The 23,278-nt window shown below is 59.0% G+C and carries 26 protein-coding genes; 12 read left to right on the top strand and 14 right to left on the bottom strand.

Going from position 1 to position 23,278, the window contains the following annotated elements; translation table 11 throughout:
- Positions 1-6: 6 nt before the first annotated feature.
- The 5 genes from ACR0NY_RS02515 (at position 7) to tsf (ending at position 3,794) form a co-directional block, all read left to right on the top strand.
- On the top strand, positions 7-189 hold the full coding sequence (locus ACR0NY_RS02515) for a DUF3553 domain-containing protein (protein ID WP_093962053.1): 183 nt from the start codon (positions 7-9) through the stop codon (positions 187-189).
- Between the two features lie 108 nt (positions 190-297).
- Positions 298-1,053 carry an L-ornithine N(alpha)-acyltransferase gene (gene olsB, locus ACR0NY_RS02520; protein WP_170338630.1) on the top strand — a complete coding sequence of 252 codons (756 nt, stop codon included), beginning with the start codon at positions 298-300 and terminating at the stop codon, positions 1,051-1,053.
- Positions 1,040-1,894 carry a lyso-ornithine lipid O-acyltransferase gene (olsA, locus tag ACR0NY_RS02525; protein WP_170338628.1) on the top strand — a complete coding sequence of 285 codons (855 nt, stop codon included), beginning with the start codon at positions 1,040-1,042 and terminating at the stop codon, positions 1,892-1,894. Before olsB ends, olsA begins: the two co-directional genes overlap by 14 nt.
- A gap of 168 nt (positions 1,895-2,062) precedes the next feature.
- Positions 2,063-2,842, top strand: a complete 780-nt coding sequence (rpsB, locus tag ACR0NY_RS02530; RefSeq protein WP_093962056.1) for a 30S ribosomal protein S2 — start codon at positions 2,063-2,065, stop codon at positions 2,840-2,842.
- Between the two features lie 76 nt (positions 2,843-2,918).
- Positions 2,919-3,794 (top strand): translation elongation factor Ts, encoded by an 876-nt coding sequence (gene tsf / locus ACR0NY_RS02535; protein WP_170338626.1) that lies wholly within the window; start codon positions 2,919-2,921, stop codon positions 3,792-3,794.
- Between the two features lie 346 nt (positions 3,795-4,140).
- Here tsf and ACR0NY_RS02540 read toward each other — a convergent pair whose 3' ends face one another.
- The 3 genes from ACR0NY_RS02540 to ACR0NY_RS02550 form a co-directional block, all read right to left on the bottom strand.
- Complete coding sequence (locus ACR0NY_RS02540) at positions 4,141-4,893, bottom strand: LuxR family transcriptional regulator (protein ID WP_170368529.1); 753 nt, start codon at positions 4,891-4,893, stop codon at positions 4,141-4,143.
- Complete coding sequence (gene aroQ, locus ACR0NY_RS02545) at positions 4,893-5,342, bottom strand: type II 3-dehydroquinate dehydratase (protein ID WP_170338624.1); 450 nt, start codon at positions 5,340-5,342, stop codon at positions 4,893-4,895. The genes ACR0NY_RS02540 and aroQ overlap by 1 nt, the downstream gene beginning before the upstream one ends.
- A 130-nt stretch (positions 5,343-5,472) precedes the next feature.
- Entirely contained in the window at positions 5,473-6,468 is a 996-nt protein-coding gene (locus ACR0NY_RS02550) for an NADPH:quinone oxidoreductase family protein (RefSeq protein ID WP_170338623.1), read from the bottom strand.
- A 154-nt stretch (positions 6,469-6,622) separates the two neighbouring features.
- On the opposite strand from ACR0NY_RS02550, the gene ACR0NY_RS02555 reads away from it, so the two are divergent.
- The 3 genes from ACR0NY_RS02555 to ACR0NY_RS02565 are packed head-to-tail and all read left to right on the top strand — an operon-like array spanning position 6,623 to position 9,304.
- Positions 6,623-7,441, top strand: a complete 819-nt coding sequence (locus tag ACR0NY_RS02555) for an SDR family NAD(P)-dependent oxidoreductase (RefSeq protein WP_170338621.1) — start codon at positions 6,623-6,625, stop codon at positions 7,439-7,441.
- Positions 7,442-7,473: 32 nt separating this feature from the next.
- Positions 7,474-8,499, top strand: a complete 1,026-nt coding sequence (locus tag ACR0NY_RS02560) for a phosphotransferase (protein ID WP_170368438.1) — start codon at positions 7,474-7,476, stop codon at positions 8,497-8,499.
- A gap of 10 nt (positions 8,500-8,509) precedes the next feature.
- Positions 8,510-9,304: an IclR family transcriptional regulator gene (locus tag ACR0NY_RS02565; RefSeq protein WP_367646341.1), complete on the top strand. Its 795-nt coding sequence runs from the start codon at positions 8,510-8,512 to the stop codon at positions 9,302-9,304.
- A gap of 4 nt (positions 9,305-9,308) precedes the next feature.
- Here ACR0NY_RS02565 and ACR0NY_RS02570 read toward each other — a convergent pair whose 3' ends face one another.
- Entirely contained in the window at positions 9,309-9,914 is a 606-nt protein-coding gene (locus ACR0NY_RS02570; protein ID WP_170368439.1) for a 2-hydroxychromene-2-carboxylate isomerase, read from the bottom strand.
- A 218-nt stretch (positions 9,915-10,132) separates the two neighbouring features.
- On the opposite strand from ACR0NY_RS02570, the gene ACR0NY_RS02575 reads away from it, so the two are divergent.
- Entirely contained in the window at positions 10,133-11,350 is a 1,218-nt protein-coding gene (locus ACR0NY_RS02575) for a serine hydrolase domain-containing protein (RefSeq protein WP_170368440.1), read from the top strand.
- Positions 11,351-11,399: 49 nt separating this feature from the next.
- A complete protein-coding gene (locus ACR0NY_RS02580) occupies positions 11,400-12,269 on the top strand; it encodes an acyl-CoA thioesterase (protein ID WP_170338613.1) in 870 nt (289 codons plus the stop codon).
- Here the strand turns inward: ACR0NY_RS02580 and ACR0NY_RS02585 are convergent.
- On the bottom strand, positions 12,266-13,033 hold the full coding sequence (locus ACR0NY_RS02585; protein ID WP_170368441.1) for an SDR family oxidoreductase: 768 nt from the start codon (positions 13,031-13,033) through the stop codon (positions 12,266-12,268). The genes ACR0NY_RS02580 and ACR0NY_RS02585 overlap by 4 nt on opposite strands.
- A gap of 129 nt (positions 13,034-13,162) precedes the next feature.
- Positions 13,163-14,392 carry an acyl-CoA dehydrogenase gene (locus ACR0NY_RS02590; protein ID WP_170368442.1) on the bottom strand — a complete coding sequence of 410 codons (1,230 nt, stop codon included), beginning with the start codon at positions 14,390-14,392 and terminating at the stop codon, positions 13,163-13,165.
- Positions 14,393-14,488: 96 nt separating this feature from the next.
- Here ACR0NY_RS02590 and ACR0NY_RS02595 point away from each other — a divergent pair, with 96 nt between their 5' ends.
- A complete protein-coding gene (locus ACR0NY_RS02595; protein ID WP_170338607.1) occupies positions 14,489-15,400 on the top strand; it encodes a LysR family transcriptional regulator in 912 nt (303 codons plus the stop codon).
- A gap of 1 nt (position 15,401) precedes the next feature.
- On the opposite strand, the gene phoB is transcribed toward ACR0NY_RS02595, so the two are convergent.
- From phoB to ACR0NY_RS02630, 7 genes are all read right to left on the bottom strand, one after another.
- Entirely contained in the window at positions 15,402-16,091 is a 690-nt protein-coding gene (gene phoB, locus ACR0NY_RS02600) for a phosphate regulon transcriptional regulator PhoB (protein WP_170368443.1), read from the bottom strand.
- Between the two features lie 12 nt (positions 16,092-16,103).
- The gene (phoU, locus tag ACR0NY_RS02605) at positions 16,104-16,805 is read right to left on the bottom strand and encodes a phosphate signaling complex protein PhoU (protein ID WP_093962068.1); all 702 of its coding nucleotides are present in this window, start codon (positions 16,803-16,805) and stop codon (positions 16,104-16,106) included.
- A 16-nt stretch (positions 16,806-16,821) separates the two neighbouring features.
- Positions 16,822-17,601, bottom strand: coding sequence for a phosphate ABC transporter ATP-binding protein PstB (gene pstB / locus ACR0NY_RS02610; protein WP_093962069.1), 780 nt, complete (start codon positions 17,599-17,601; stop codon positions 16,822-16,824).
- A gap of 70 nt (positions 17,602-17,671) precedes the next feature.
- Positions 17,672-18,718 (bottom strand): sensor histidine kinase, encoded by a 1,047-nt coding sequence (locus ACR0NY_RS02615; protein WP_170339160.1) that lies wholly within the window; start codon positions 18,716-18,718, stop codon positions 17,672-17,674.
- Between the two features lie 16 nt (positions 18,719-18,734).
- Entirely contained in the window at positions 18,735-19,268 is a 534-nt protein-coding gene (locus ACR0NY_RS02620; RefSeq protein WP_170368444.1) for a gamma carbonic anhydrase family protein, read from the bottom strand.
- Positions 19,265-19,906, bottom strand: coding sequence for a guanylate kinase (gene gmk / locus ACR0NY_RS02625; RefSeq protein ID WP_170363457.1), 642 nt, complete (start codon positions 19,904-19,906; stop codon positions 19,265-19,267). The genes ACR0NY_RS02620 and gmk overlap by 4 nt, the downstream gene beginning before the upstream one ends.
- A gap of 15 nt (positions 19,907-19,921) precedes the next feature.
- Complete coding sequence (locus tag ACR0NY_RS02630) at positions 19,922-20,812, bottom strand: YicC/YloC family endoribonuclease (protein ID WP_170368445.1); 891 nt, start codon at positions 20,810-20,812, stop codon at positions 19,922-19,924.
- A 237-nt stretch (positions 20,813-21,049) separates the two neighbouring features.
- Between ACR0NY_RS02630 and ACR0NY_RS02635 the strand changes: the two genes are divergently transcribed.
- Positions 21,050-21,724: a PAS domain-containing protein gene (locus tag ACR0NY_RS02635; protein ID WP_170368446.1), complete on the top strand. Its 675-nt coding sequence runs from the start codon at positions 21,050-21,052 to the stop codon at positions 21,722-21,724.
- Between the two features lie 54 nt (positions 21,725-21,778).
- Here ACR0NY_RS02635 and ACR0NY_RS02640 read toward each other — a convergent pair whose 3' ends face one another.
- Positions 21,779-23,149 (bottom strand): class II 3-deoxy-7-phosphoheptulonate synthase, encoded by a 1,371-nt coding sequence (locus tag ACR0NY_RS02640; RefSeq protein ID WP_093962074.1) that lies wholly within the window; start codon positions 23,147-23,149, stop codon positions 21,779-21,781.
- Positions 23,150-23,278 lie beyond the last annotated feature (129 nt).

Genomic DNA, 23,278 nt, shown 5'->3' on the forward strand with positions numbered 1-23,278 from the left:
CGCCGCATGACAGATCTGAATGCCATTCTTGCACCGGGCATGTATGTCCGCCATCCCGATTTCCCCGACTGGGGCGTCGGACAGGTCCAGTCCAACATCGCGGGCAAGATCACCGTGAACTTTCGCGACCAGGGCAAAGTGGTGATTGACGGAACACGCATCGCCTTGATGCCGGTTCTTGATCCCTGAAACTGGTTTAGGAAAGGTTAACGGTGTCCGCCACCCGGTTCGTGTTGCCATTCGCCGCGCAGCTGCGGTATCAGCGCTGGGATCGCAACAAGACGACGACCATTCCAAATGCCGGATACGGGCCCTTCTTTCACTGTCAAACTTGCCGAAACCGACGAGGAACTGCGCGCGGCGCAGCGGCTGCGTTATGATGTCTTCGTGCGTGAACTGGGCGGTGGGGGAGAGATGGTCGATCACGCCGAAGGTCTGGAGCGCGACCAGTTCGACCCGTATTTTGATCACATGCTGGCCTATGACGACGCCAACGGACAAGTGGTCGGAGTCTACCGCCTGTTGCCGGGTGACCGCGTAGCTGAAGTCGGACGGTTCTACTCTGAGGATGAATACGACCTTACCGTTCTGAAAAACAGCGGCCGCAAATTGCTGGAACTCGGCCGGTCCTGCCTGCATCCGGACTATCGCGGCGGAACCGCAATGTATCATTTGTGGAATGGCCTCGCGAAATATGTGTCCGAACGGGAGATCGAGGTTCTGTTCGGCGTTGCCAGTTTTCACGGCACAGACGTCAAGCACCTTGCCCAGCCTCTGTCGATGCTGCATCACAACCACTTGGCGCCACCCGAGCTGCGGGTGCGGGCGCAGCCGGATGTTTTTCAGAACATGAACCTGGTTCCGAAAGATGCGCTGGATCGACGGGGTGCGATGTTGCAAGTTCCGGCCTTGATCAAGGCCTATCTTCGATTGGGTGGGTTTGTGGGCGAGGGGGCATTCATCGATCATGCATTCAACACCACCGACGTTTGCCTGATCCTCGACACCACTCGGATGAACGAAAGACAGAGACGCATCTATGGCGGAGCGTGACGTGCCAAACGGCGCTGTCTGGCACAGCTCGGACGACCCGGACCCGGTTGAGTTGGGCGTGTCGGGTTGGATTTTGGTGATCCTGCGGGGGCTTCCTCTGGCTGTGCTGGTGTTCGGTGGTCTGATCGTTCTGTTGCTTGTGCGCCTGGTCGAAAGACCCATCTTTGGCCTGCGTCGGCCGGTAACGCCGTTCATTGCCCAATTCGTATGTCGCAATGCGTTTCGAATTCTTGGGATCGGATTTTCCAGCTCGGGTGAGTTGATGCAGCAGCGCGGGGCAGTTGTGGCCAATCACACGTCCTGGCTGGATATCTTCGCGCTCAACGCCCGCAAGCGTGTATACTTCGTGTCCAAGGCCGAGGTGGCGAATTGGCCCGGCATCGGTTGGCTGGCCCGGGCCACCGGAACCGTGTTCATCGAACGTAATCCCAAAAAAGCGCGCGAGCAGACCAGATTGTTCGAAGACCGTCTGAAGGCCGGGCACAAGCTGTTGTTTTTTCCAGAGGGCACATCGACAGATGGCCTTCGGGTTTTGCCATTCAAAACAACGCTTTTTGCGGCATTCTTTGCAGATGAGCTGCGTGATTTCATGTATGTTCAGCCGGTTTCGGTTGTCTACCACGCGCCCGACGGGCAGCCGGACCGGTTCTATGGCTGGTGGGGGGACATGGATTTTGCCCCGCATCTTCTGAAGACGCTGGGCGCGCGGCGGCAGGGGCGGGTCGAATTGATTTATCATTCTCCGGCGCGGGTCAGCGATTTCGACAACCGCAAGGCTTTGGCCGCGCATTGCGAGCAGGCCGTTCGCCACGGGCATGCCTTGGCGCGGCCAGAAAAATAGGGGTAAAAGCCCCTTGCACCATCAGTCAACCTGCCGTATACGCGCGGCATTCAAATCCGCAGGCGGGGTTTGGTCGTTTTGAGGGAGACATCCTCATCAAGGCCGCCGGTTGGAGCAAACGCTTCTTTCACCCCCGCCGAGGCGAAAACCGGAAAAGGAAAAAATAGCATGGCTCTTCCCGAGTTCACCATGCGTCAGCTGCTGGAAGCTGGCGTTCACTTTGGTCACCAAACACAGCGTTGGAACCCCCGCATGGCGCCGTTCATCTATGGCGCGCGCAACGGCATCCACATCATGGACCTGACCCAGACCGTTCCGATGCTGGACCAGGCGCTGCAGGCGGTGCGTGACACCGTCGCCAAAGGTGGCCGCGTTCTGTTTGTCGGCACCAAGCGTCAGGCAGCACAGCCGATCGCCGAAGCCGCTGAAAAGTCGGCTCAGTATTACATGAACCACCGCTGGCTGGGCGGCACGCTGACCAACTGGAAAACCGTTTCCCAGTCGATCAACCGTCTGAACCAGATCGACGAAGCCATGGAATCGGGCGCTGAAGGCCTGACGAAGAAAGAGCGTCTGGGCATGGAGCGTGACCAGGCCAAGCTGCAGGCTTCGCTGGGCGGCATCCGCGAGATGGGCGGCGTTCCTGACCTGCTGTTCGTCATCGACGTCAAGAAAGAAGCCCTGGCCATCGCCGAAGCCAACAAGCTGGGTATCCCGGTTGTGGCTGTCGTCGACACCAACTGCTCGCCGGATGGTGTGGACTACATCATCCCCGGCAACGACGATGCTGCCCGTGCAATCGCACTGTATTGCGACCTGGCCGCACGTGCTGCGCTGGACGGCATGACCGCACAGCTGGGCGCCGCCGGCGTCGACCTGGGCGAGTTCGAAGAAGCACCGGTTGAAGAAGCCGTTGCAGAAGAAGCCGAAGCGTCGGCCGAAGCGTAAGCTGCCCGTCACGTAAATGACATATGGGGCAGGGTAGACCTGCCCCAATTCCGTTTGAATTGAGGAGAGCCAAGAGATGGCAATCACTGCAGCAATGGTGAAAGAACTGCGCGACTCGACCGGCGCAGGTATGATGGACGCGAAAAAAGCGCTGACCGAAACCGGCGGCAACATGGACGAGGCCGTTGACTGGCTGCGCACCAAAGGTCTGGCAAAGGCCGCAAAGAAATCCGGCCGTACCGCAGCAGAAGGCTTGGTTGCCGTTCACGTCGAAGGCGGCAACGGTGTTGCTGTCGAAGTGAACTCGGAAACCGACTTTGTCGCGAAGAACGCCGAGTTCCAGGAAATGGTCGCCAAGATCACCTATGCAGCCCAGGGCGTTGACTCGGTTGAGGAACTGCTGGCTGCTGATCTCGGCGGCAAGTCGGTTGCCGACACGCTGACCGACAAGATCGCCACCATCGGCGAAAACATGTCGGTCCGCCGCATGGCCAAACTGTCGGGCGACACCTTAGTCTCGTATGTCCACAACGCCGCGACCAACGGCATGGGCAAGATCGGTGTTCTGGTTGCTCTTTCGGGCGGCGATGAAGCCATCGGCAAGCAGGTCGCGATGCACATCGCAGCCGTGAACCCGGCCGCTCTGTCCGAAGCCGACCTGGATCCGGCCGTTGTCGAAAAAGAAAAGCAGGTCCAGATGGACATCGCGCGCGAGTCTGGCAAGCCCGAGCAGGTCATCGAAAAGATGATCGAGGGCCGCATGAAGAAATTCGTTGCGGAATCGACCCTGCTGAGCCAGCAGTTCGTTGTGAACCCCGACCTGACCGTGGAAGCAGCGGCCAAGGAAGCCGGCGCAACCATCACCGGTTTTGTTCGTCTGGAAGTTGGCGAAGGCATCGTGGTCGAAAAAGAAGACTTTGCTGCCGAAGTCGCCAAAGCGGCTCAGGGCTGACGCCTATTCAGCCCGGGTTTTCCGGGCTGATCCAAAAACACCCGAAACCGGTTGCGCAACGCGCGACCGGTTTTTTCTTGGCGAATTTTCCGATTGATCAGAGTAGTAATTGGAGGGCCCCGCAAGATGGGGATGGTCGAGGCCCCCCAAAATTTCCGACATCGGCACGCGGACGAATAAGCGCCCTTTGTCAGAGCGAACGGAGAGCCTTGGGAATACAAAGATCCGTCCAAATGTTCCTTGGCTAAAGCCACCACTCACGGAACGGGATCAATGTGCAATTTCTGCGCGGTTTTAGGAAGTCATGTATTCCTTACCTAAGGTCAACCGTCGTGCGACAGCGGCTTCAGACCTCCATTACGAACATCTGATTCTGCAGCGAAGCCTTCAAAACCGCCTGTGCGGTCGTTTCGACGGAAAGAGCCTCGCGCGCCAGCCTGAGGTGTTTTTCAACAGTTGCCGAAGTCAGTCCCATCAGCAGGGCAATGTCCTGGGTCGTTTTGCCGTCACCCACCCATTCCAGAGCCTCACGCTGCCGCTTGGTCAAGGCGCGGTTCGGGGGATTGTAGGGCAGGGTCAGGATCTTGAGATGGGCGATGTTGTTCATCAGCAGGATGTCATCACCATGCTTGGCCCACATCTCGTCCATCTCGTCCTGGCTGCGGTTCAGAGCGGCCAGCGAAATTGCCCCCTTCGACCGCATGGACACCGAAGTGAAACTGATCGTGTAACCGACAGTGATACCTTTCGAGCGGTTGAACTCGTACACCTTGCGTTCTTCGTTGGTCATCGTGCCGCTGGACATCATCTCACGGATCATGCTCCAGCTTGCGGCCCCTTCGTGATCCAATGCCCATTTCAGCATGGGCGCATGGAAATACAGACCATCCCGAAGGAAACCGTCCATGTATTCCTTGCAGTGATTGGTCAGGATCACGAAATCTTCGGGGTCGCCCAAAGACGTTTGGGTGCGGTACTGTGTGTGTCCGTACAACAGGCGGTCAAAACCATACTTGGCCATCTGTTCGGTGTGCGCGGCCCAAAGCTCCTCGAGGGTTTTCACATAGCTCAGAAAGTTGAGGTATTCCTTGAGCGTCATCATGCGCCGCCACCCTCCTGAAGATGCGCGGCCAGCGCTTCCAGCGCCAGAACATAGCTTTGAGCGCCAAAGCCGCAGATCTGCCCGATGGCCACGGCCGAGATGTAGGACTTGTGCCGAAATGCCTCGCGGGCGTGGATATTGGACAGGTGAACCTCGACTACCGGCAGTTCAGCCGACGAAATGGCATCCATCAACGCTATTGACGTGTGGGTATACGCGCCGGCGTTCAGGACGATCCCGTCATGGGTCCCGCGCGCGCCGTGGATGGCATCGATCAACACACCTTCATGGTTTGATTGAGCGCACTCGACACGCAACCCGATCGATGCGCCATGCGAAACGCACAAGTCTTCGATCATCTTCAAGGTGGTATGACCGTAAACCTCGGGCTGCCGTGTGCCCAAAAGGTTCAGGTTCGGTCCGTTCAATACAAGAATAGTACGCATTATTTTTCTGTCCCCATACCTGTTTCATAGCCGCGAATTGAAAACGCGTCTACCGGCTTTGCTCTCATGAGGCGAGCGGGTGCAGGTCAGGTCATGGGGTCATGCTGTGAAACGACCGTGAATGTCGTTCCTAGTCGATGGACACGACAACTTTGCCGAGAACCGACCGATCGCCCAACATCTCCAAAGCTTCGGCGGCGCGGGGCAAGGAAAAGCGGGCGCTGATACGCGGCTTGATCTTGCTGCCATGATACATGGCAAACAGTTCCCGCAAGTTTTCGGCATGTCCGGCCGGATCGCGGAATACGGACGCGCCCCAGAACACGCCGACGATCTCACAGCCCTTAAGCAAAGGCAGATTCAACGGGATATTGGGGATTCCGGCCGGAAAACCAACGACCAGAAACCGCCCCTTCCAGGCCATCGCGCGCAATGCCGGTTCGGCATAGTCGCCGCCAACCGCATCATAGACCACGTCAACGCCATCACCGCCCGCCAACTTCTTGATTTCGGCAGAAAACGCCTTTTGCGCCTCTCGCGTCATCTCTTTGGAGTAGACGATCGCCTCATCAGCGCCCAAATCCTTGCAGAACTGAGCTTTGTCTTCCGTGGACACCGCGGCAATTACACGCGCGCCCATCGCTTTGCCCAACTCAACCGCGGCCGAGCCGACACCACCGGCGGCCCCAAGAACCAACAAGGTCTCACCGCCCTTGAGCCCGGCGCGATCCTTCAGCGCATGGTAGGACGTTCCGTAGGTGAAGATGAAACAAGCCGCATCCTCGTACGGCATGGACTCCGGGATCGGAACGGCGCTGGCGGCCGGAATGCACAGCTGCTCGGCGAAACCTCCGTAGCCTGTCAGGGCCAGAACGCGGTCACCGATCTTCAGATCGGAAACACCATCTCCGACGGCGATCACATCGCCTGACACTTCCCCTCCGGGCGCGAACGGGCGCGGTGGTTTCATCTGGTACAAATCGCGGATGATCAGCGTGTCAGGAAAATTCACACCTGCCGCACGTACCCGGATCAGCACCTGACCCTTTTTGGGCGTTGGATCGGGCAGGGTGGTAAGTTCCAGTGTTTCCGGACCACCCGGGGCGACGCTGAGTAATGCTTGCATTTCGTATTCCGATCCTCGCCATTTGTCGGCCCGAAGGTCGGGTCCTGACACCATGTTGTCAAGGCAGATGTGAAATGCAATTCTGCACAGTGAAACTGACCCGACCTGAAATAGAACTCAGGACGCAACAAAAACGAATTATGGGGAGAGGCCGATGACACCGGAGAAATTATTTTCGCTAGCGGGCAAGACTGCTTTGGTCACGGGCGGTGCGACCGGCATTGGCCGCATGGCAGCCGAGGCTTTGCTGCGCGCGGGTGCGAGGGTGCTGATCGCCTCGCGCAAGGGCGAAGCTTGCGAAGCTGTAGCCGCCGAACTGAACGCGCTGGATGCTCCCGGAACCGCCGAAGGGTTTGCCGGTGACGTCAGCAGCGAGGCCGGTATTGATGCGCTGGTCGAAGAGGTGAACACCCGCACCCAAAGGCTTGATATTCTTATGAACAATGCCGGCGTGTCATGGGGTGCGCCTATGGGACAGTTTCCCTATGACGCCTGGGACAAAGTCATGTCCGTGAATGTCGCCGGCATCTTTCACCTGACCCAGAAGCTGCTGCCCCTGCTGATGCAATCAGGCTCGGACGATGATCCTGCACGGGTGATCAACGTCGCATCGGTGATGGGAGAGGTTCCCATGGGAGATGGCGCCTACAGCTATTCCGCGTCCAAGGCGGCCGTCATCCATCTGACCAAGATCATGGCAAAAGAGCTGTCGCCCTACCGCGTAACCGTGAATGCCTTGGCGCCGGGACCGTTCGTTTCGCGCATGACCGCCTTTGCCACGGCTGACGAGGAAAAACGCGAGAAAGTGGGCAAGTCGGTCCCGCTGGGTCGTGTCGGGCGCGACGAGGACATCGCGGGCTGTATGCTGTTCCTCAGCGGGCGCGGTGGCAGTTACGTGACCGGCGCCGTGATCCCGGTTTCGGGTGGAATCAACGTTCTGACCGGAGGAAACATCTTTGCCGATGCCCTGTGAAACCCGGTCCAGTATCAAGCGAGGCCGATCGCATGAGCGATGACCCGAACACCCTCGACCTTGTCGCCGTAGATTCCTATCTGCGCGCCAACCTGCAAGGCTATGCCGGTCCGCTTGAGGCGACGAAGTTCACGGTTGGTCAGTCCAATCCGACCTACGAACTGTGCACGCCGGGCAAATCCTATGTTCTGCGGCGTAAACCGCCCGGAGTTCTGCTGAAATCCGCCCACGCGGTCGACCGCGAATTCCGTGTTCAGACCGCGTTGGCGCACAGCAATGTACCGGTGCCGCGCATGTACGTGCTGTGCGAGGATGACAGCATCATCGGCTCTGCCTTCTATGTCATGGAGCGTCTCGACGGTCGGAATTTTCTGGAACCGACCATGAAGGCCGAAACCAACGAAACCCGCAGAGCCGTTCTGGATGAGATGAACCAGGTTCTGGCCGAATTGCACATGGTCGATATCGACGCCGTGGGCCTGTCCGACTACGGACCGACCGGCAACTACTTTGAACGCCAGATCGCGCGCTGGACCAAACAGTATCGCGCATCGGAAACCGAAACGGTTGCCGACATGGATGCGCTGATCCACGCGCTGGAAAGCTCGATCCCGGCGGATGATGGTCAACGAACGCTGGTTCATGGCGACTATCGCATCGACAATCTGATGTTCGAGCGTGACGGCACCACCTGCATCGGGGTCCTGGATTGGGAGCTGTCCACCATCGGCCATCCCTATGCCGATCTGGCGGCCGTAATCATGCAATGGCAGATGCCGCCGGGCAAAGAGGGTCGGGGGCTGGCCGGTGTTGACCGAGACAGCCTCGGGCTGCCCAGCGACCAGCAGTTCATCGCCTCATATTGTAAGCGGCGCGGTTTGCCGGGGATCGACAATTTCGGCTTCTATCTTGCGTTCAACTTCTTCCGCATGGCCGGAATTCTCCAAGGCGTCTACAAACGCGCCCTGGACGGGAATGCATCCGATCCGGCCCGAGCGCGCGCATTCGGAGCTTATGTGCCGATGTTCGCCAAACATGGTCTGGCAGCGCTGGGATAGAGGGGCAGGCGTGGTATCCGAGACATCATCAAGCGCCGACATTGGCAAGGATCGGAACTTCGTCACTGCACTGGCGCGGGGGCTTGAACTGCTGCGGTGCTTTCGCCACGGCGAAACGGCCCTGACCAACACGGATTTTGCCGAACGCACGGGTCTGCCCAAGCCAACGATCTCGCGGTTGACCCATACGCTGTGCCAGCTTGGTTACCTTGTTCAGGATCACGCAGGCGGTTCGTATCGGCTTGGTGTCGGAGTGCTGCGGCTGGGATTTGGAGTTCTGGGAGCGGCTGACATATGCGAACGTGCCGTCGAGGTGCTGAGGGAACTGCGCGATGGCGCCAATCCTTACCTGACGGCCGCCCTCGGCGAAGCGCATCGGGCCGAGGTCGTATACGTCGCGGTCAGCAGGTCGACGCAGAACGTGGCGCTTACCATGCATGTCGGATCCCGGCTGCCGTTGTTCTCCTCGGCCATGGGGCGGGCCATTCTGGTTGGCATGACCGAGGATCAAAGGGAAACCGCGGTTTACGCTGCACGACGGGATCTGAACCTGCCCGAAGGTCACCTGCGCGACTCGATAAAAACCGCGTTGGATGAGTACGATACACAAGGTTATTGTACCGGATATTCTCTGTGGCGGGACGACGTCCATGCCATTTCCGTTCCAGTATCCACCGCCAGCGACGGGCGGGTATTTGGATTGAATATCGGCGGGCCCAGCTTTTACGTGACCCCGGAAGAGCTTGAAAAAGACCACGCGCACAAGCTTATTGATGCTGCCCGGCAATTGGGACTGCGTCCTTGAAACCTCAGTGCAACGCCTCGAGTTCGAGTTCTACGTTGGCCAGGCTGTTCTTACCAAAAAACATCTCAGACCCGACAAACAAGCTAGGCACCCCAAAAACTCCGCGGCGAACGGCCGCCTTTGTCTGATCCTTCAGAGTCTGCTTGCCCAAATCGCCGGTGATCGCCTCGCGGATTTTTCGTACGGGCAGCTCATGTTCTTGAACGATGTCGGTCAATACATTCAGGTCGTCAATCTTCTGCCCGTGCACCCATATTGCATCAAAAACGGCATCTATGTATCTGCCTTCCCAAGGTTTTCCCATCACCGCGACTGCCCCACGCATGGCGAACTTCGTGTTCAGCGGAAAATAGGGGCTCATATGAAAGATCAGGCCTCGCCGCCGCGCAAAGCGGTGCAGGTCATGGGTCAGATACGCCGATTTCTTCCGATTTTCCGAAAACGCCTGAAATGGGCTCTGGTTGTTGGTGGCCTTGAAAACTGTGCTCAGCAGAACCGGCACATAACGGATCCTGGCCGCGTGCCGCGCGGCGATATCTGGCAAAACCTTATGAGCGAGGTAAGCGTTTGGGCTGCAAAAGTCGTATACGAATTCCACGTTCTGCGTCATCTGGCACCTCCGGCCGGTGGCGAAATCAGGGGGTAACGGCTGCAAATCACGAATCCAGAACGCAGTCAGTCTACCAGCGTCGCGGGTCGTGGCCGAGAGCGGACTTGCAGATCGCCCGCCCGGCAATTTTTGCCGGCTTTGTTTTTTGGGCTGTTTTTCTCTGCCACGGGGCGGCAGGATTGCGCGTAGGTGAGAGAAAAACGGGGAAATTTCGGCCAATGCAGTTTGATCGGACGAGGCTGAACCGCATTCAGACATGGATGCAAAGGTATGTGGACGAACGAAAATACCCCGGGTGCGCCTTTCTGTTGAAGCAGCACGGGCGCGAAGTCTTCTTTCACGATTGTGGATTGCGTAGTCTCGAGGGAGATTTGCCGTTCGACCGCCAGACCTTGGTTCGCATCTACTCGATGACCAAGCCAGTAACCACGACAGCGCTGATGATGCTGGTAGAACAAGGTCTAATGCACCTTGAGGCGCCGGTGTCCGAGTTTCTGCCGGAATTCGCCGACATGAAGGCGTTGCGGAAAGACGCGCAATCCATTGATCAAACAGAAGACTCGACGTCGCCGACCCTGCATCAACTGCTGACCCACACCAGCGGACTAAGCTATCCATTCAATCCGGGCGTTCTTCCCGCTGCGATGGATGCTCAGGACCTGATGTTCAAGCCGGATCAGGGTCTGCTGGCCGATCAGGTTCGGGCGGTGGCTGCATTGCCATTGGCGTTTCACCCCGGCAGCCGCTGGGAGTATTCGGTTGGCATCGACGTTATCGGACGCGTGGTCGAAGTCGTGTCCGGCAGGAGTCTGAGCCAATTCTTTGCCGATGAGATCTTTGGCCCGCTTGGAATGGACGAAACCTGGTTTTCGGTTCCCAAAGGGGCTGGGGACCGGTTCGCCTCGCTCTACACACCGCTCGAGGGGGACGCGATGGCCCTGAACGCGGCCAGGTCCGGCGGCGAAACGTTGCGATTGGTGGATCAGGCCGGAGACTCGCCATTCGAAGCGGCCACGCTGTTTTCCGGCGGTGGTGGGCTGGTAAGCACGATCGACGATTTTGCCCGTTTCGCCGAGATGCTGCGCGCCAAAGGGCAGGTGGGTGATCAACGACTGCTGGGCCCGAGCACGGTGGATTTCATGATGCGGAACCACTTGCCGGGCGACATCGCGTCCATGGGGCCCCAAAGCTTTGCCGAACAGCCAATGGACGGCATGGGGTTCGGGCTTGGCGGCGCTGTGGTTTTGGACCCGGGCCGTGCACGTACCCCCGGATCGGTCGGAGATTTCAGTTGGGGCGGAATGGCGTCGACCTTTTTCTGGGTCGACCAAAAGAACGACCTGTCGGCGGTTTTCTTTGCTCAGTTGTCGCCCTCCAGTTCTTACCCGTCACGCTCGGAACTCAAAGCGCTGGTTCACGCCGCCCTCATTGAATGACCCGCGCGGGCCTGCTAGGCCGATCACGAACAGAACCAGAGAGAGTCGAATGACCGAAGCCGAACGCATTCTGTTGGATTTGCTGGACATTGAACGCCTTGAAGTTGACCTGTTCCGAGGCACCGGGTCCGGCGGTGAAACGCCCACGCGGATATTTGGCGGTCAGGTCATCGCACAGGCTTTGGCAGCAGCATACCGAACGGTCGAAAACCGCCTTTGCCATTCGCTGCATGCCTATTTCATCCGTCCGGGAGATCCGGAAATTCCGGTTATCTATCAGGTGGATCGCGCACGGGATGGCGGGTCGTTCACCACACGGCGCGTGGTGGCAATCCAGCACGGCAAGCAGATCCTCAACATGTCGGCCTCGTTCCACATTCAGGATGAAGGCTGGGACCATCAGCACGCGATGCCTGATGTCCCAGCGCCCGAAACGCAACCGTCCCGCGATGAATTGCGGCAGAAATACCTGAACCGCGTTCCCGAAAGGCTACGCGCCGAATTGCTGCGCGAACGTCCGATCGAGGTTCGCGAGATTGATCCCCTGGACATATTTCAGCCCGAGAAAAGCGACGACCGAAACCATCTGTGGTTCCGCATGGGAGCAGCGGAACAGGCTGATCACGTGACCCAACACCTATTGCTGGCCTATGCCTCGGACATGGCGCTGCTGAGTTCCGGCATGCGTCCGCACGGGTTGAGCTGGTTCACGGGCGAAATCAATGGCGCGAGCCTGGATCACGCAATCTGGTTTCATGCGCCGGTTCAATTCCAGAACTGGCATCTCTATTCCATGGAGTCGCCATGGACAGGGCAGGGACGCAGCTTCAACCGCGGGTCAATCTATACGCAGGATGGTACCTTGGTCGCGTCCGTCGCGCAGGAAGGCCTTCTGCGCCGCGCTCGTAAGAAAGACTAGGTATCGCCTGCAAACTGCTGATTCAACTTGTTCATTCCCGAAATCCAACGGTCGTAATCGGCGGTTTTCAAGCGCATGTAGTCCAGAACCTGCGGGTGCGGCAGAACCAGAAAGCTCTCAGCCCCAATGGCCTCGACACATGCCTGTGCCACGTCCTCGGGTTCAAGCATGCCATCAATCGCGGCTACTGAGTCTTCAAACCCTTTGGTCATTTCCGATCGGACGGCCTGAGGACACAAGACCGAGACCCGGATGCCTTTGTCGGCATAGGTCAAAGCCAGCCATTCCGCGAAACCAACCGCCGCATGTTTGGTGACTCCGTATGGTGCGGCTCCGGGCTGGTTGAGCAGCCCCGCAGCAGAAGCCGTGATCAATATGTAGCCGCCGCCGCGCGCAATCATCCGCGGTACCAGATGGCGTGCCGTCCACACATGAGACATGACGTTGATCTTCCAGATCCTGTCCCAATGCGCATCGGGAACATCGAGACCGCCAAGCGTCAGGATGCCGGCGTTGGCGCAGAACAGATCAATGGGGCCGATGCTGGATTCAACGCTTTCGATCATTGCCTGGATTTCGTGTTCGTCGGCCACATCGCATTTGAACGAATGCCCGCCAATGTCTTGGGCGACGGCTTCGGCGCCGGTTTCATCGATATCCGCACAGATCACACGCGCGCCATCCGCAGCGAAGCGTGTCGCCATACCTTTGCCGATGCCGTGGGCTGCACCGGTAATAACTACGATTTTGCCTTGAAGGTCCATCAGCGCATCCTGTCTTGGTTTCACACAGGACCGTAACAGGTTGAAATAGCACCGCCAACGCGAACGTAGCGGTGCCAGGCCTTGCACTTTAATTACATAATACCGATTACGCGCACTTTGGGTTGCGGATCAGTAGAATGCTTGCAACCCGGTCTGCGCCCGCCCCAAGATCAACGCATGAACATCATGCGTGCCCTCGTAGGTATTGACGGTCTCAAGGTTGACCATGTGACGAATGACTTGGAACTCCAACGAGATCCCGTTGCCACCATGCATGTCCCGCGCCATCCGCGCGATATCCAACGCCTTGCCGCAATTGTTCCGCTTGATGATCGAGATCATCTCAGGCGCGGCTTCGGCTTTGTCCATCAGCCGTCCGACCGTCAGGCTGGCCTGTAAACCCAACGCGATTTCAGTCTGCATGTCCGCCAGTTTCTTCTGGAATAGCTGTGTCTGCGCCAAAGGACGATTGAACTGCTTTCGATCCAAACCGTACTGACGCGCCGCATGCCAGCAGCATTCTGCAGCCCCCATGACACCCCAACTGATGCCATAGCGCGCTCGATTCAAGCATCCGAATGGCCCTTTCAGGCCCTGGACGTGCGGCAACAAGGCACTGTCGTCGACCTCCACGCCGTCCATAACGATTTCACCGGTGATTGACGCGCGCAGGCTAAGCTTGTTTTGGATCTTTGGCGCGCCCAGACCCTTGGCGCCTTTTTCAAGTACGAAGCCGCGGATCTTTCCGTCATGCGCATCGGACTTGGCCCAGACAACAAACACATCGGCGATTGGCGCGTTTGAAATCCACATTTTGCTGCCGGTCAGACGGTAGCCGCCGTCGATCTTTTCTGCCCGGGTTTTCATACCAGCCGGATCAGATCCCGCATCCGGTTCGGTCAGGCCAAAGCAACCGATCCATTCACCACTGGCCAGTTTCGGCAGGTATTTCCGGCGCTGCTCTTCGCTGCCATAGGCATAGATCGGATACATCACCAGCGAGCTTTGCACCGACATCATCGAGCGATAGCCGGAATCCACACGTTCGACCTCGCGCGCGACGAGACCGTAGGTTACGTAACCGGCGCCAATCCCGCCGTATTCCTCGGGAATGGTGGTGCCCAGCAGGCCCATTTCGCCCATCTCACGGAAGATTTCAGGATCGGTTTCCTCGTTCTGAAACGCCTGAGTTACCCGAGGTTGCAGCTTTTCCTGCGCATACGCACGGGCGCTGTCGGCGATCAGGCGTTCATCCTCGGTCAGTTGATCAGACAGGCGGAACGGATCGTACCAAGCAAAGCGGCCAAGATCGGGCGCATCCTTTGCGCGCAATGCAGGTTTGGTGTCGGGGGCGTTCATCTTCTGGCTCCAAACTGAAGTTCACACGCACCCTACCCTGCAATTTACGCAAAAAACAGCGAGACATTTGCAAGTTTTCATGAGTAAAACGCATAGATGGATACGCCTCGTCGACTCTTTCCGTCAATTTCTTCGCTTCGCGCGCTCGAAGCGTTGGACCGGCTGGGCTCCGCCTCGGCCGCCGCGGAAGAGCTTGCGCTGACCCAGAGCGCCGTCAGCCGGCAACTGCAGACGCTCGAGACCCAGCTGGGCGTGCAGCTCATTCTGCGTGACAAAAAGCGATTGGCGTTGACGCCGGTGGCGCAGGACTATGTCGCGGAAATTCGACAAGGTCTGAACCAAATTGCGCAGGCTTCCCTGAAACTGCACGTCGCGCCAGTGGGTGGAACGCTGAATCTGGCAATCCTGCCGACATTCGGAATGCGTTGGCTGGTGCCACGGCTGCCGGATTTCGCCCGTTTGCATCCTGACATCACGATCAACATGTCCACGCGTCTGAGGCCATTCAACTTCTCATCGGAACCCTTTGATGCCGCGTTACATTTCGGGGAACCGGATTGGCCCGGCACCGAGCGCTTGCTGCTGAAGGTGGAAAGGGTTCTGCCTGTATGTTCCCCCGCGCTGCTGCCAGGAGGCGCGCCGGACGATCCGCGCGAATTGCTGAAACTGCCCCTGCTTCACATCCAGACCCGCCCGCGCGCCTGGCAAGAATGGTTCAAGCAAATGGGTGTTCCGCATTCAGGCGCCCTGCCCGGTACGGTGCACGATCAATTCACGACCATCAATCAAGCCGCCCTGCATGGGCTGGGCGTCGCCTTGCTGCCCAACTACCTGATCGAGCAAGACCTGGCGACCGGCAGGCTTGTTGCGGCCTGCAAGGATCCGGTTGAAACCATGGGGGCCTATTACCTGGTCTGGCCAAGCTCAAAGTCCGAAGATCCGACACTTCGGCACTTCCGTCACTGGTTGGCTTCTCAGGCCCAAAACGACGAAACACTGCCCAGGTAGGCTAATCCAGCGCGTATCCAGCACCTCGAACCGTTCGAAGGGGGTCGGATCCGCCGAATGCCGTCAAAGCCTTGCGCAGTCGACCAATATGGACATCCACGGTGCGGGAATCGACATAGACGTCACGCCCCCAGGCACGGCCCAATAGCTGATCGCGACTGAACACGCGCCCCGGCTTTTCCATGAAGGTGCTCAGCAGCCGGAATTCGGTTGGTCCCATCCGGAGCGGCTTGCCCGCTCGACTGGCCTTGTGGCTTTCGAGGTCCACGATGATGTCGTCGTATTCTAGGGTTTCCGCAGCCGCCGCCGGGCGTACCCGACGCAGTTGAGCTCGGATCCGCGCCATCAACTCCGCCATCGAATACGGTTTGGCCACATAGTCATCGGCCCCCGTCTCCAAACCACGCACTTTGTCCACCTCATCCGACCGCGCCGACAGCATGATGATCGGAATTGCGCGGGTCTGCGGGCGTGCCTTTAGCTGACGACACAACTCAATCCCACTGAGATTGGGCATCATCCAGTCAAGCACGATCAAATCAGGCGCCACCTCTTGGACCAGCACCAGGGCTTCTTCGCCGCTTGCCGCCTGAACCACTTCGTACCCGGCGGACTGCATGTTGTAGGCCAGCACCTCGCGCAGCGCCGGCTCATCATCGACGATCAGGATAGTCGGCTGGCCTGTCGGCATGCCGGCCACTCCCTACAGAGATTGCGAGGTGTTGTCTGCTTTCGGGCGCGCTTCGGTCGGCCGTTCGCCGGTCACCAGATAGATCACCTGCTCGGCGATGGCAGTGACGTGGTCACCCATCCGCTCGATGTTCTTGGCGATGAAATGCAGATGCATGCATGCCGTGATGTTGCGCGGGTCTTCAGCCATGAAGGTCAGCAACTCGCGGAACAGGCCGTTGTACATCTGGTCCACTTCCTGGTCCCGATCGATGACGTCACGGGCCAGCTCAGCATCCCTTTGAATATAGGCATCCAATGCGTCACGCAGCATCCGCTCGACCTCGCGCGCCATGCGGCGCAGTGCGGCGGTGCTGCCGCCGATCTGGTTGGCCTCGACCAGAATGGTGGTACGCTTGGCGATGTTCTTTGCGTAATCGCCGATGCGTTCCAGGTTGGCCGAAACCTTGAGAACCGACAGCACCAACCGCAGGTCGCCGGCGGTGGGAGCCCGCAAAGCGATCACCCGGGCGGTTTCTTCGTTGATCAGGTCCTCGAGCGCATCAATGGCCTTGTCGCCCTGCCGCACCTGCTGCGCCAGTTCCTCATCCCGCGTTTCCAGCGAACGGGCCGCACCTGTGATCGCGGCCTCGACCAGACCACCCATTTTCATGATGTGGGCTTGAACCGCCTCAAGATCGCGGTCGAAGGCAGATGCAATATGTTGTTCGCTCATGGTCTTTTACCTGTTCTCAGCCGATACGGCCGGTGATGTAGCTTTCGGTACGCGGGTCTTCGGGGTTGGTGAAGATTTGGGCGGTATCACCGAACTCGACAAGATTGCCCAAGTGAAAAAACGCCGTTTTCTGGCTGACGCGCGCCGCCTGTTGCATCGAGTGGGTGACAATCACGACCGAAAACCTCTCACGCAGTTCATCAATCAGCTCTTCGACCTGGGCGGTGGCAATCGGGTCCAGCGCCGAACAGGGCTCGTCCATCAACAGAACTTCGGGTGCTGTGGCGATGGCGCGGGCGATACACAGGCGCTGTTGTTGCCCCCCTGACAAACCAGTACCAGGGGCATCCAGGCGATCCTTCACCTCGTCCCAGATGGCACCGCGGCGTAGGGATTTCTCGACGATCTCGTCAAGTTCGGCCTTGGTCTTGGCCAGACCATGAATGCGCGGACCGTATGCGATGTTGTCATAGATCGACTTTGGAAAAGGGTTGGGTTTCTGAAACACCATGCCGACCTTGGCGCGCAGTTGCACGGGGTCGATCCGCTTGTCATAGATGTCTTCCCCATCCAGGCGAATTTCTCCCTCGACCCGACAGATGTCGATGGTGTCATTCATCCGGTTCAGACATCGCAAAAAGGTAGACTTGCCGCACCCCGAGGGCCCAATGAACGCCGTGACGGTCTTGTCCTGGATTTCTACATTCACGTCCTTGATGGCGTGCGTGTCACCATAGAACACGTTCACGTTCCTGGCTGAGACCTTGAGGGTTTCGGGTTCCAATGCGCTATCCACGGGTGGCGGGTCCTTCGTTTTTTGGTCCGAGTGCTCGGCTTGACCGTTCCTAGCCTATCACGCGCCGGTCTTACATGGGCAAAATGACGGTGAACACCGCGCCCTTTCCCAAATCACTTTCCACTCGCAACCGGCCGCGGTGGCGGTTGATGATGTGCTTGACGATAGCCAGGCCCAGCCCCGTACCCCCCAGTTCGCGCGAGCGATGGCTGTCGGCGCGGTAAAACCGTTCGGTAAGCCGGGGCAGATGAACCGGGTCAATGCCAGGGCCCTTGTCGATGACCCTCACCCGGGCGGCCGGTCCCCGGATCGCGGTATCCTGATCTGAAACCGTCACTTGCACATCGACACCGCCACCGCTGCCGCCATATTTGATCGCGTTTTCAATCAGGTTGGTGAAGACCTGCCGCAGCTGGTCATTGTCGCCCGGAAGGCGAACGGGGTTATCCGGGGCGCTCAGAGACAGGCAAACGCCCGCGTCATCCGCCAAGGGGCGCAACGTCTCGAGCGTCACGCGCAGCAGCTCGATCAGTTCAATCTGCTGCCTTGGCCGAACGCGCTCTTCGCTCTCGACCCGATTCAACGACAGCAGGTCACCGACCAGACGGTTCATCCGGTTGGCCTCGGCTGTCATGATCTTCAGGAATCTGTCCCGGGCCGCCGCGTCATCCTTCGCCGGTCCTTGCAAAGTCTCGATGAAGCCCATCAGAGCGGTCAGTGGGGTACGAAGTTCGTGGCTGACATTGGCAACGAAGTCACGGCGCATCTGGCTGGCCTGTTCAAGGTGGGTCACATCCATGAACGTTGCCAGAACCGCGCCACCGGAAACCGCGCCAACGCCCTGCATGTACCGACAGTGGACCTGAAACGCAGTGTCCTGTGCGCCGTCGTTCGCCAGATGCCGGCTGTTGGCCGGCCCCTTGCTCCGCAAGCTTTTCTCCATCGCTTCGATGACCTGCGGCTGTCGCAGGATCGTCGCAAAATGGCGACCGTCGATGTTTCGGCCCAACAGCGCACGCGCATCCGCGTTCGAAGCGATGATCCGCTCGGTCTGATCGACCATCAATGCGGGCATCGGCAAAGCAGAGACGACTTCGGCAAGCAGTTCGTTGCTCATGACCGGTTCACAGGACCTATGCGACGGGCGAAACGGGCGTCAGCGTTTCCCGGAACTTGCGCATGTTCTCTTGATAGTGGAGCGCGCTGAACGTGATCCGCCGGGCCGCCGCTTCGTCCAGTTGCCGGACCACCTTGCCAGGGGCTCCCATCACCAGCGAGTTGTCGGGGATCTCCTTGCCTTCCGTGATCAGGGCCCCTGCCCCGATCAGGCAGTTCCGGCCGATCTTCGCGCCGTTCAGGACGATGGCTCCCATACCAATCAGGCTGTTGTCACCGATAGTGCAGCCATGCAGCATCACTTTGTGGCCGATGGTGCAATTCCTTCCGATCGTCAGAGGAAAACCGGCGTCGATATGCATCACGCAGTTCTCCTGAACGTTGCTGCCCTCGCCCACTCGGATTTCTTCGTGATCGGCTCGGATCGTGCACCCGAACCAGACGGATGCACCTTGCTCAAGGACGACTTTGCCGATCAGGTTCGCGTCCGGCGCAACCCAGCTGTCTTCGTGGATCTGCGGGACGTCCTGTCCCAATGCGTAAATGGTCATGACATGCTCTCGAATTCGTATTGCAAGGCGCGGACGTGATCCTGCAACCGGGGCTGCTGAATACGGCGCATCCGCTCGGCGCTGACGATCGTCTTCAGCTTTTCCTCGGTTGCGGCCAGATCGTCATTGATCAACACATAGTCGTAGTAGCCCCAATGGCTGATTTCGTCCCAGCTTTTCATCATGCGCTTGGAAATGACGTCGGCGCTGTCCTGACCGCGGGTTTCAAGCCGGCGGCGCAGCTCTTTGATCGATGGCGGTAGAATGAAAATGGACAACGCATGTTTGCCCAATTCCGAATTCCGGATCTGCACTTCACCCTGCCAGTCCACGTCAAAAAGCACGTCCCGCCCGCTCTGGATCGCTTCGCGCACTGGACCAGCTGGTGAGCCGTAGAAATTGCCGAACACATGGGCATGTTCCAACATCTGCCCGTTTGATACCTGCTGGCGGAAATCATCTTCGCTAAGAAAATAGTATTCGCGTCCATGTTCCTCACCCGGGCGCGGGGCGCGTGTGGTGGCCGAGATCGAAAACTCGAGTTCGGTGTCCCACTCCATCAGGCGACGGGCCAAAGTGGATTTACCGGCACCCGAGGGCGACGACAGGATGATGAGTAGACCGCGGCGATCCGCCATTACGCTTTCCCTTGCTTATTCAACATTTTGCACCTGCTCTCTCAACTGGTCGATCACCGCCTTCAACTCCAGACCGACTGATGTCAACTCCGAGTTCTGGGATTTGGAGCACAGCGTGTTGGCCTCGCGGTTGAACTCCTGCATCAGGAAATCCAACTTGCGGCCGACCGGGGCCTCCTGCTCCAGCAGTGCGCGCGCGGCTACGACATGCGCGGCCAGGCGGTCCAGTTCTTCGGTGATATCCGCTTTGACCGCGATCAGGGCCAACTCCTGCGCCACCCGGTCGGGATCAGCGCCGTGGCTGTTTTCCATGACCCGCGCTAGGTTCTGGCGCAGAGTGTCGGCCATGGCTTCCTTGCGCCGCTCAGCCAGCTCGGTGGCCTGCTCGGTCACGGTCTGGATCTGATCCAACTGGGCCGACAGGATGGAAGCAAGGGCTTGGCCCTCATCCCGGCGCATTTCCACAAACTCGGCCAGCAGACTGCCAAATTCGGATTTCAGCGCCTCGACCAGCGGCGCGGGATCGTCGTCCTCGGCTGCCGCGTCCAGCATCCCCTTGAGCATCAGCAGATCGCTGGCCTTTGATGGTGCAAGCGCGACGCCCTTGTTGACCGCCAATTCCTCGGCATGCGCCAACGCATCCAGCGCAGCGCTCATTGCGCCTTCGTTCAGCTTCAACTCGGCAGCGGTTTCCTCGCGGGCGACGCGCAGGCTCAGCGTCACGTTGCCCCGGCTGACCTGTTTGGACATATCCGCGCGCAGCGCAGCCTCAAGTCCCGTCAGCCAGTCCGGCACCCGCAACCGCATGTCCAGGCCCTTGCCGTTGACGCTGCGCAGTTCCCAGCTCCAGCTGTGCGGCCCCAATGCGCCCTTTCCGGATGCAAAACCGGTCATGGATTTGATCATGCCTGCCCTTTCCCACTGCTGCGCAGCCTTGTTCTGCTGCACCTAAAGCTATCGTACCCCATAGGGCAAGACCTTGCCGGATGTGCAATTCAACGCAAGAAGTTAACCATTCCTTAAAGATTTGGTCCAAAATTGAATAAACCCGTGTCAATCTGTCAGTCGAAGGTTGGGTCGGCCGCTATCGCTTTGCATGGCGCACGGACCGGATGGCCGCCAATCGACACGAGGTGCATGGTAATGAAAACCTTCTTCTGGAATGGTTCCGGGTCGAAAGCTGGAAAGATCATCGCAATGGATCGCTTTGACAGTGGGCGCAGTCTGTCCCCCATCCGTCAGGCTGAAGCGTATTGGACCGCGCTGCTGAGCGGCGACGGCGTTCCCAAGCGTTCCCAGATCGACCCACGCGGCCTCGAAAACATTCTGGAATACACATTTATTCTGGAACGCATCGCGCCTGGCCTCGCCCGGTTTCGACTGGCGGGAAGTCATCTGAACAAGATCGCGGGGATGGAGGTGCGCGGAATGCCCCTGACCGCCTTCTTTGATCCCAGCGCCCGTGATCAGGTGTCAGAGACACTGGAAGAGGTGTTCGCCGCTCCGGCGATCGGTGAGTTCAGCCTTTATTCAAAAGGCAAGCTCGGCCGGACGCGGCTGCAGGCCCGCATGATCCTGTTGCCCCTCAGAAGCGATCTGGGGGATGTCAGCCGAGTGCTGGGTGTGATGGTCAGCGATGGTACGATCGGCGCTACGCCGCGCCGGTTCGGAATCGAGGACACTCGGATTCGCGCACTGGTGAACATTCAGGATCAGGCCCACAACAGCCGGCCTGTCGAGGCGGGCTTTGCCGAGGATCAGGCCGATTTCCAGAGACCGGCGAAACACCTGCGGCTAGTATTCTCTCGCGACGAGTGAAACGCAGAACGGCGGACCCGAGGGCCCTCCGTTTGCGTTTCAATCCGACATGCCTCAGCTTGCCGCGCGGTCCTTTCGGTCACGGCGCAGGTTGGTCAGCTCTTCAGCCACCAGGAACGCCAGCTCCAGCGACTGCGACGCGTTCAGGCGCGGGTCGCAGGCGGTGTGGTAGCGGTCCGACAGATCCTCTTCGCTGACGGCGCGGACGCCGCCCGTGCATTCGGTCACGTCCAGACCGGTCATCTCGAAATGCACGCCGCCGGGGATCGTGCCCTCGGCCTGATGCACGCCGAAGAAATCCCGCACCTCGCGCAGGACCGATTCGAACGGACGGGTCTTGTAGCCGGTGGCCGACTTGATCGTGTTGCCGTGCATCGGGTCGCAGACCCAGGTCACCTTGGCGCCCTCTTCCTTGACGGCCTTGATCAGACGCGGCAGATGCTCGCCCGCCTTGCCCGCGCCAAAGCGCGCGATTAGGGTCAGACGGCCTTCTTCGTTGTCCGGGTTCAGCTTGGACATCAGAACCTTGAGGTCTTCGGCCGTTGTCGTCGGGCCGCATTTCAGACCGATCGGGTTCAGCACGCCGCGGCAGAATTCGACATGCGCGCCGTCAGGCTGACGGGTGCGGTCGCCGATCCAGATCATGTGGCCCGAGCCGGCCAGCCATTTGCCCGAAGTCGAATCCAGTCGCGTCAGCGCTTCTTCGTACTCCAACAGCAGTCCTTCGTGGCTAGTGTAGAACTCGACGGTCGAGAATTCATGGGTGGTATCCGCGGTGATGCCGGCGGCTTCCATGAAGTCGATCGTGTCCTGAATGCGGTCGGCGATCTCGGAATACTTCTGCACGTCCTGTTCGTTGGTAAAGCCCAAGGTCCAGGAATGCACACGGCTCATGTCCGCGAAACCGCCGGTCGAGAATGCACGCAGCAGGTTCAGAGTGGCTGCAGCCTGGGTATAGGCCTGCAGCATCTTTTCTGGGTTCGGAATACGCGCCTCGGGCGTGAAGGCCAGCTCGTTGATGATATCACCACGATAGCTGGGCAGTTCCACACCATCGACCACCTCGGTCGGCGCGCTGCGCGGCTTGGCGAACTGGCCGGCCATACGGCCCACCTTGACCACCGGAACCTTGGCACCATAGGTCAGAACCATCGCCATCTGCAGCATCACCTTGAAGGTGTCGCGGATCGCATCGGCGCTGAACTGATCGAAGCTTTCGGCGCAGTCCCCGCCCTGCAGCAGGAAGGCCTCGCCACGGCCGGCCGCGCCCAAATGCTGTTTGAGACGTCGGGCCTCGCCCGCAAAAACCAGCGGGGGATACTGCGAAAGCTTGGCCTCGACTTTGGCCAGCGCGGCCGCGTCGGTATAGTCTGGCATCTGAACCCGCGGCTTGCTGCGCCAGTTCGTTTTTTGCCACTCGGTCATAGCTTTGATCTCCGCTGAGGTAATTCAGGTGGTCTCTATACAAAATCCATAGACCAGAGACCATATCCGATTTGCGCCTCTTGACGTCGGAAACAAGCTTTGAGCATGGTGTCGGTCAAATTCGCCGCA

This window comes from Ruegeria sp. BJ5 (genome assembly GCF_056537865.1).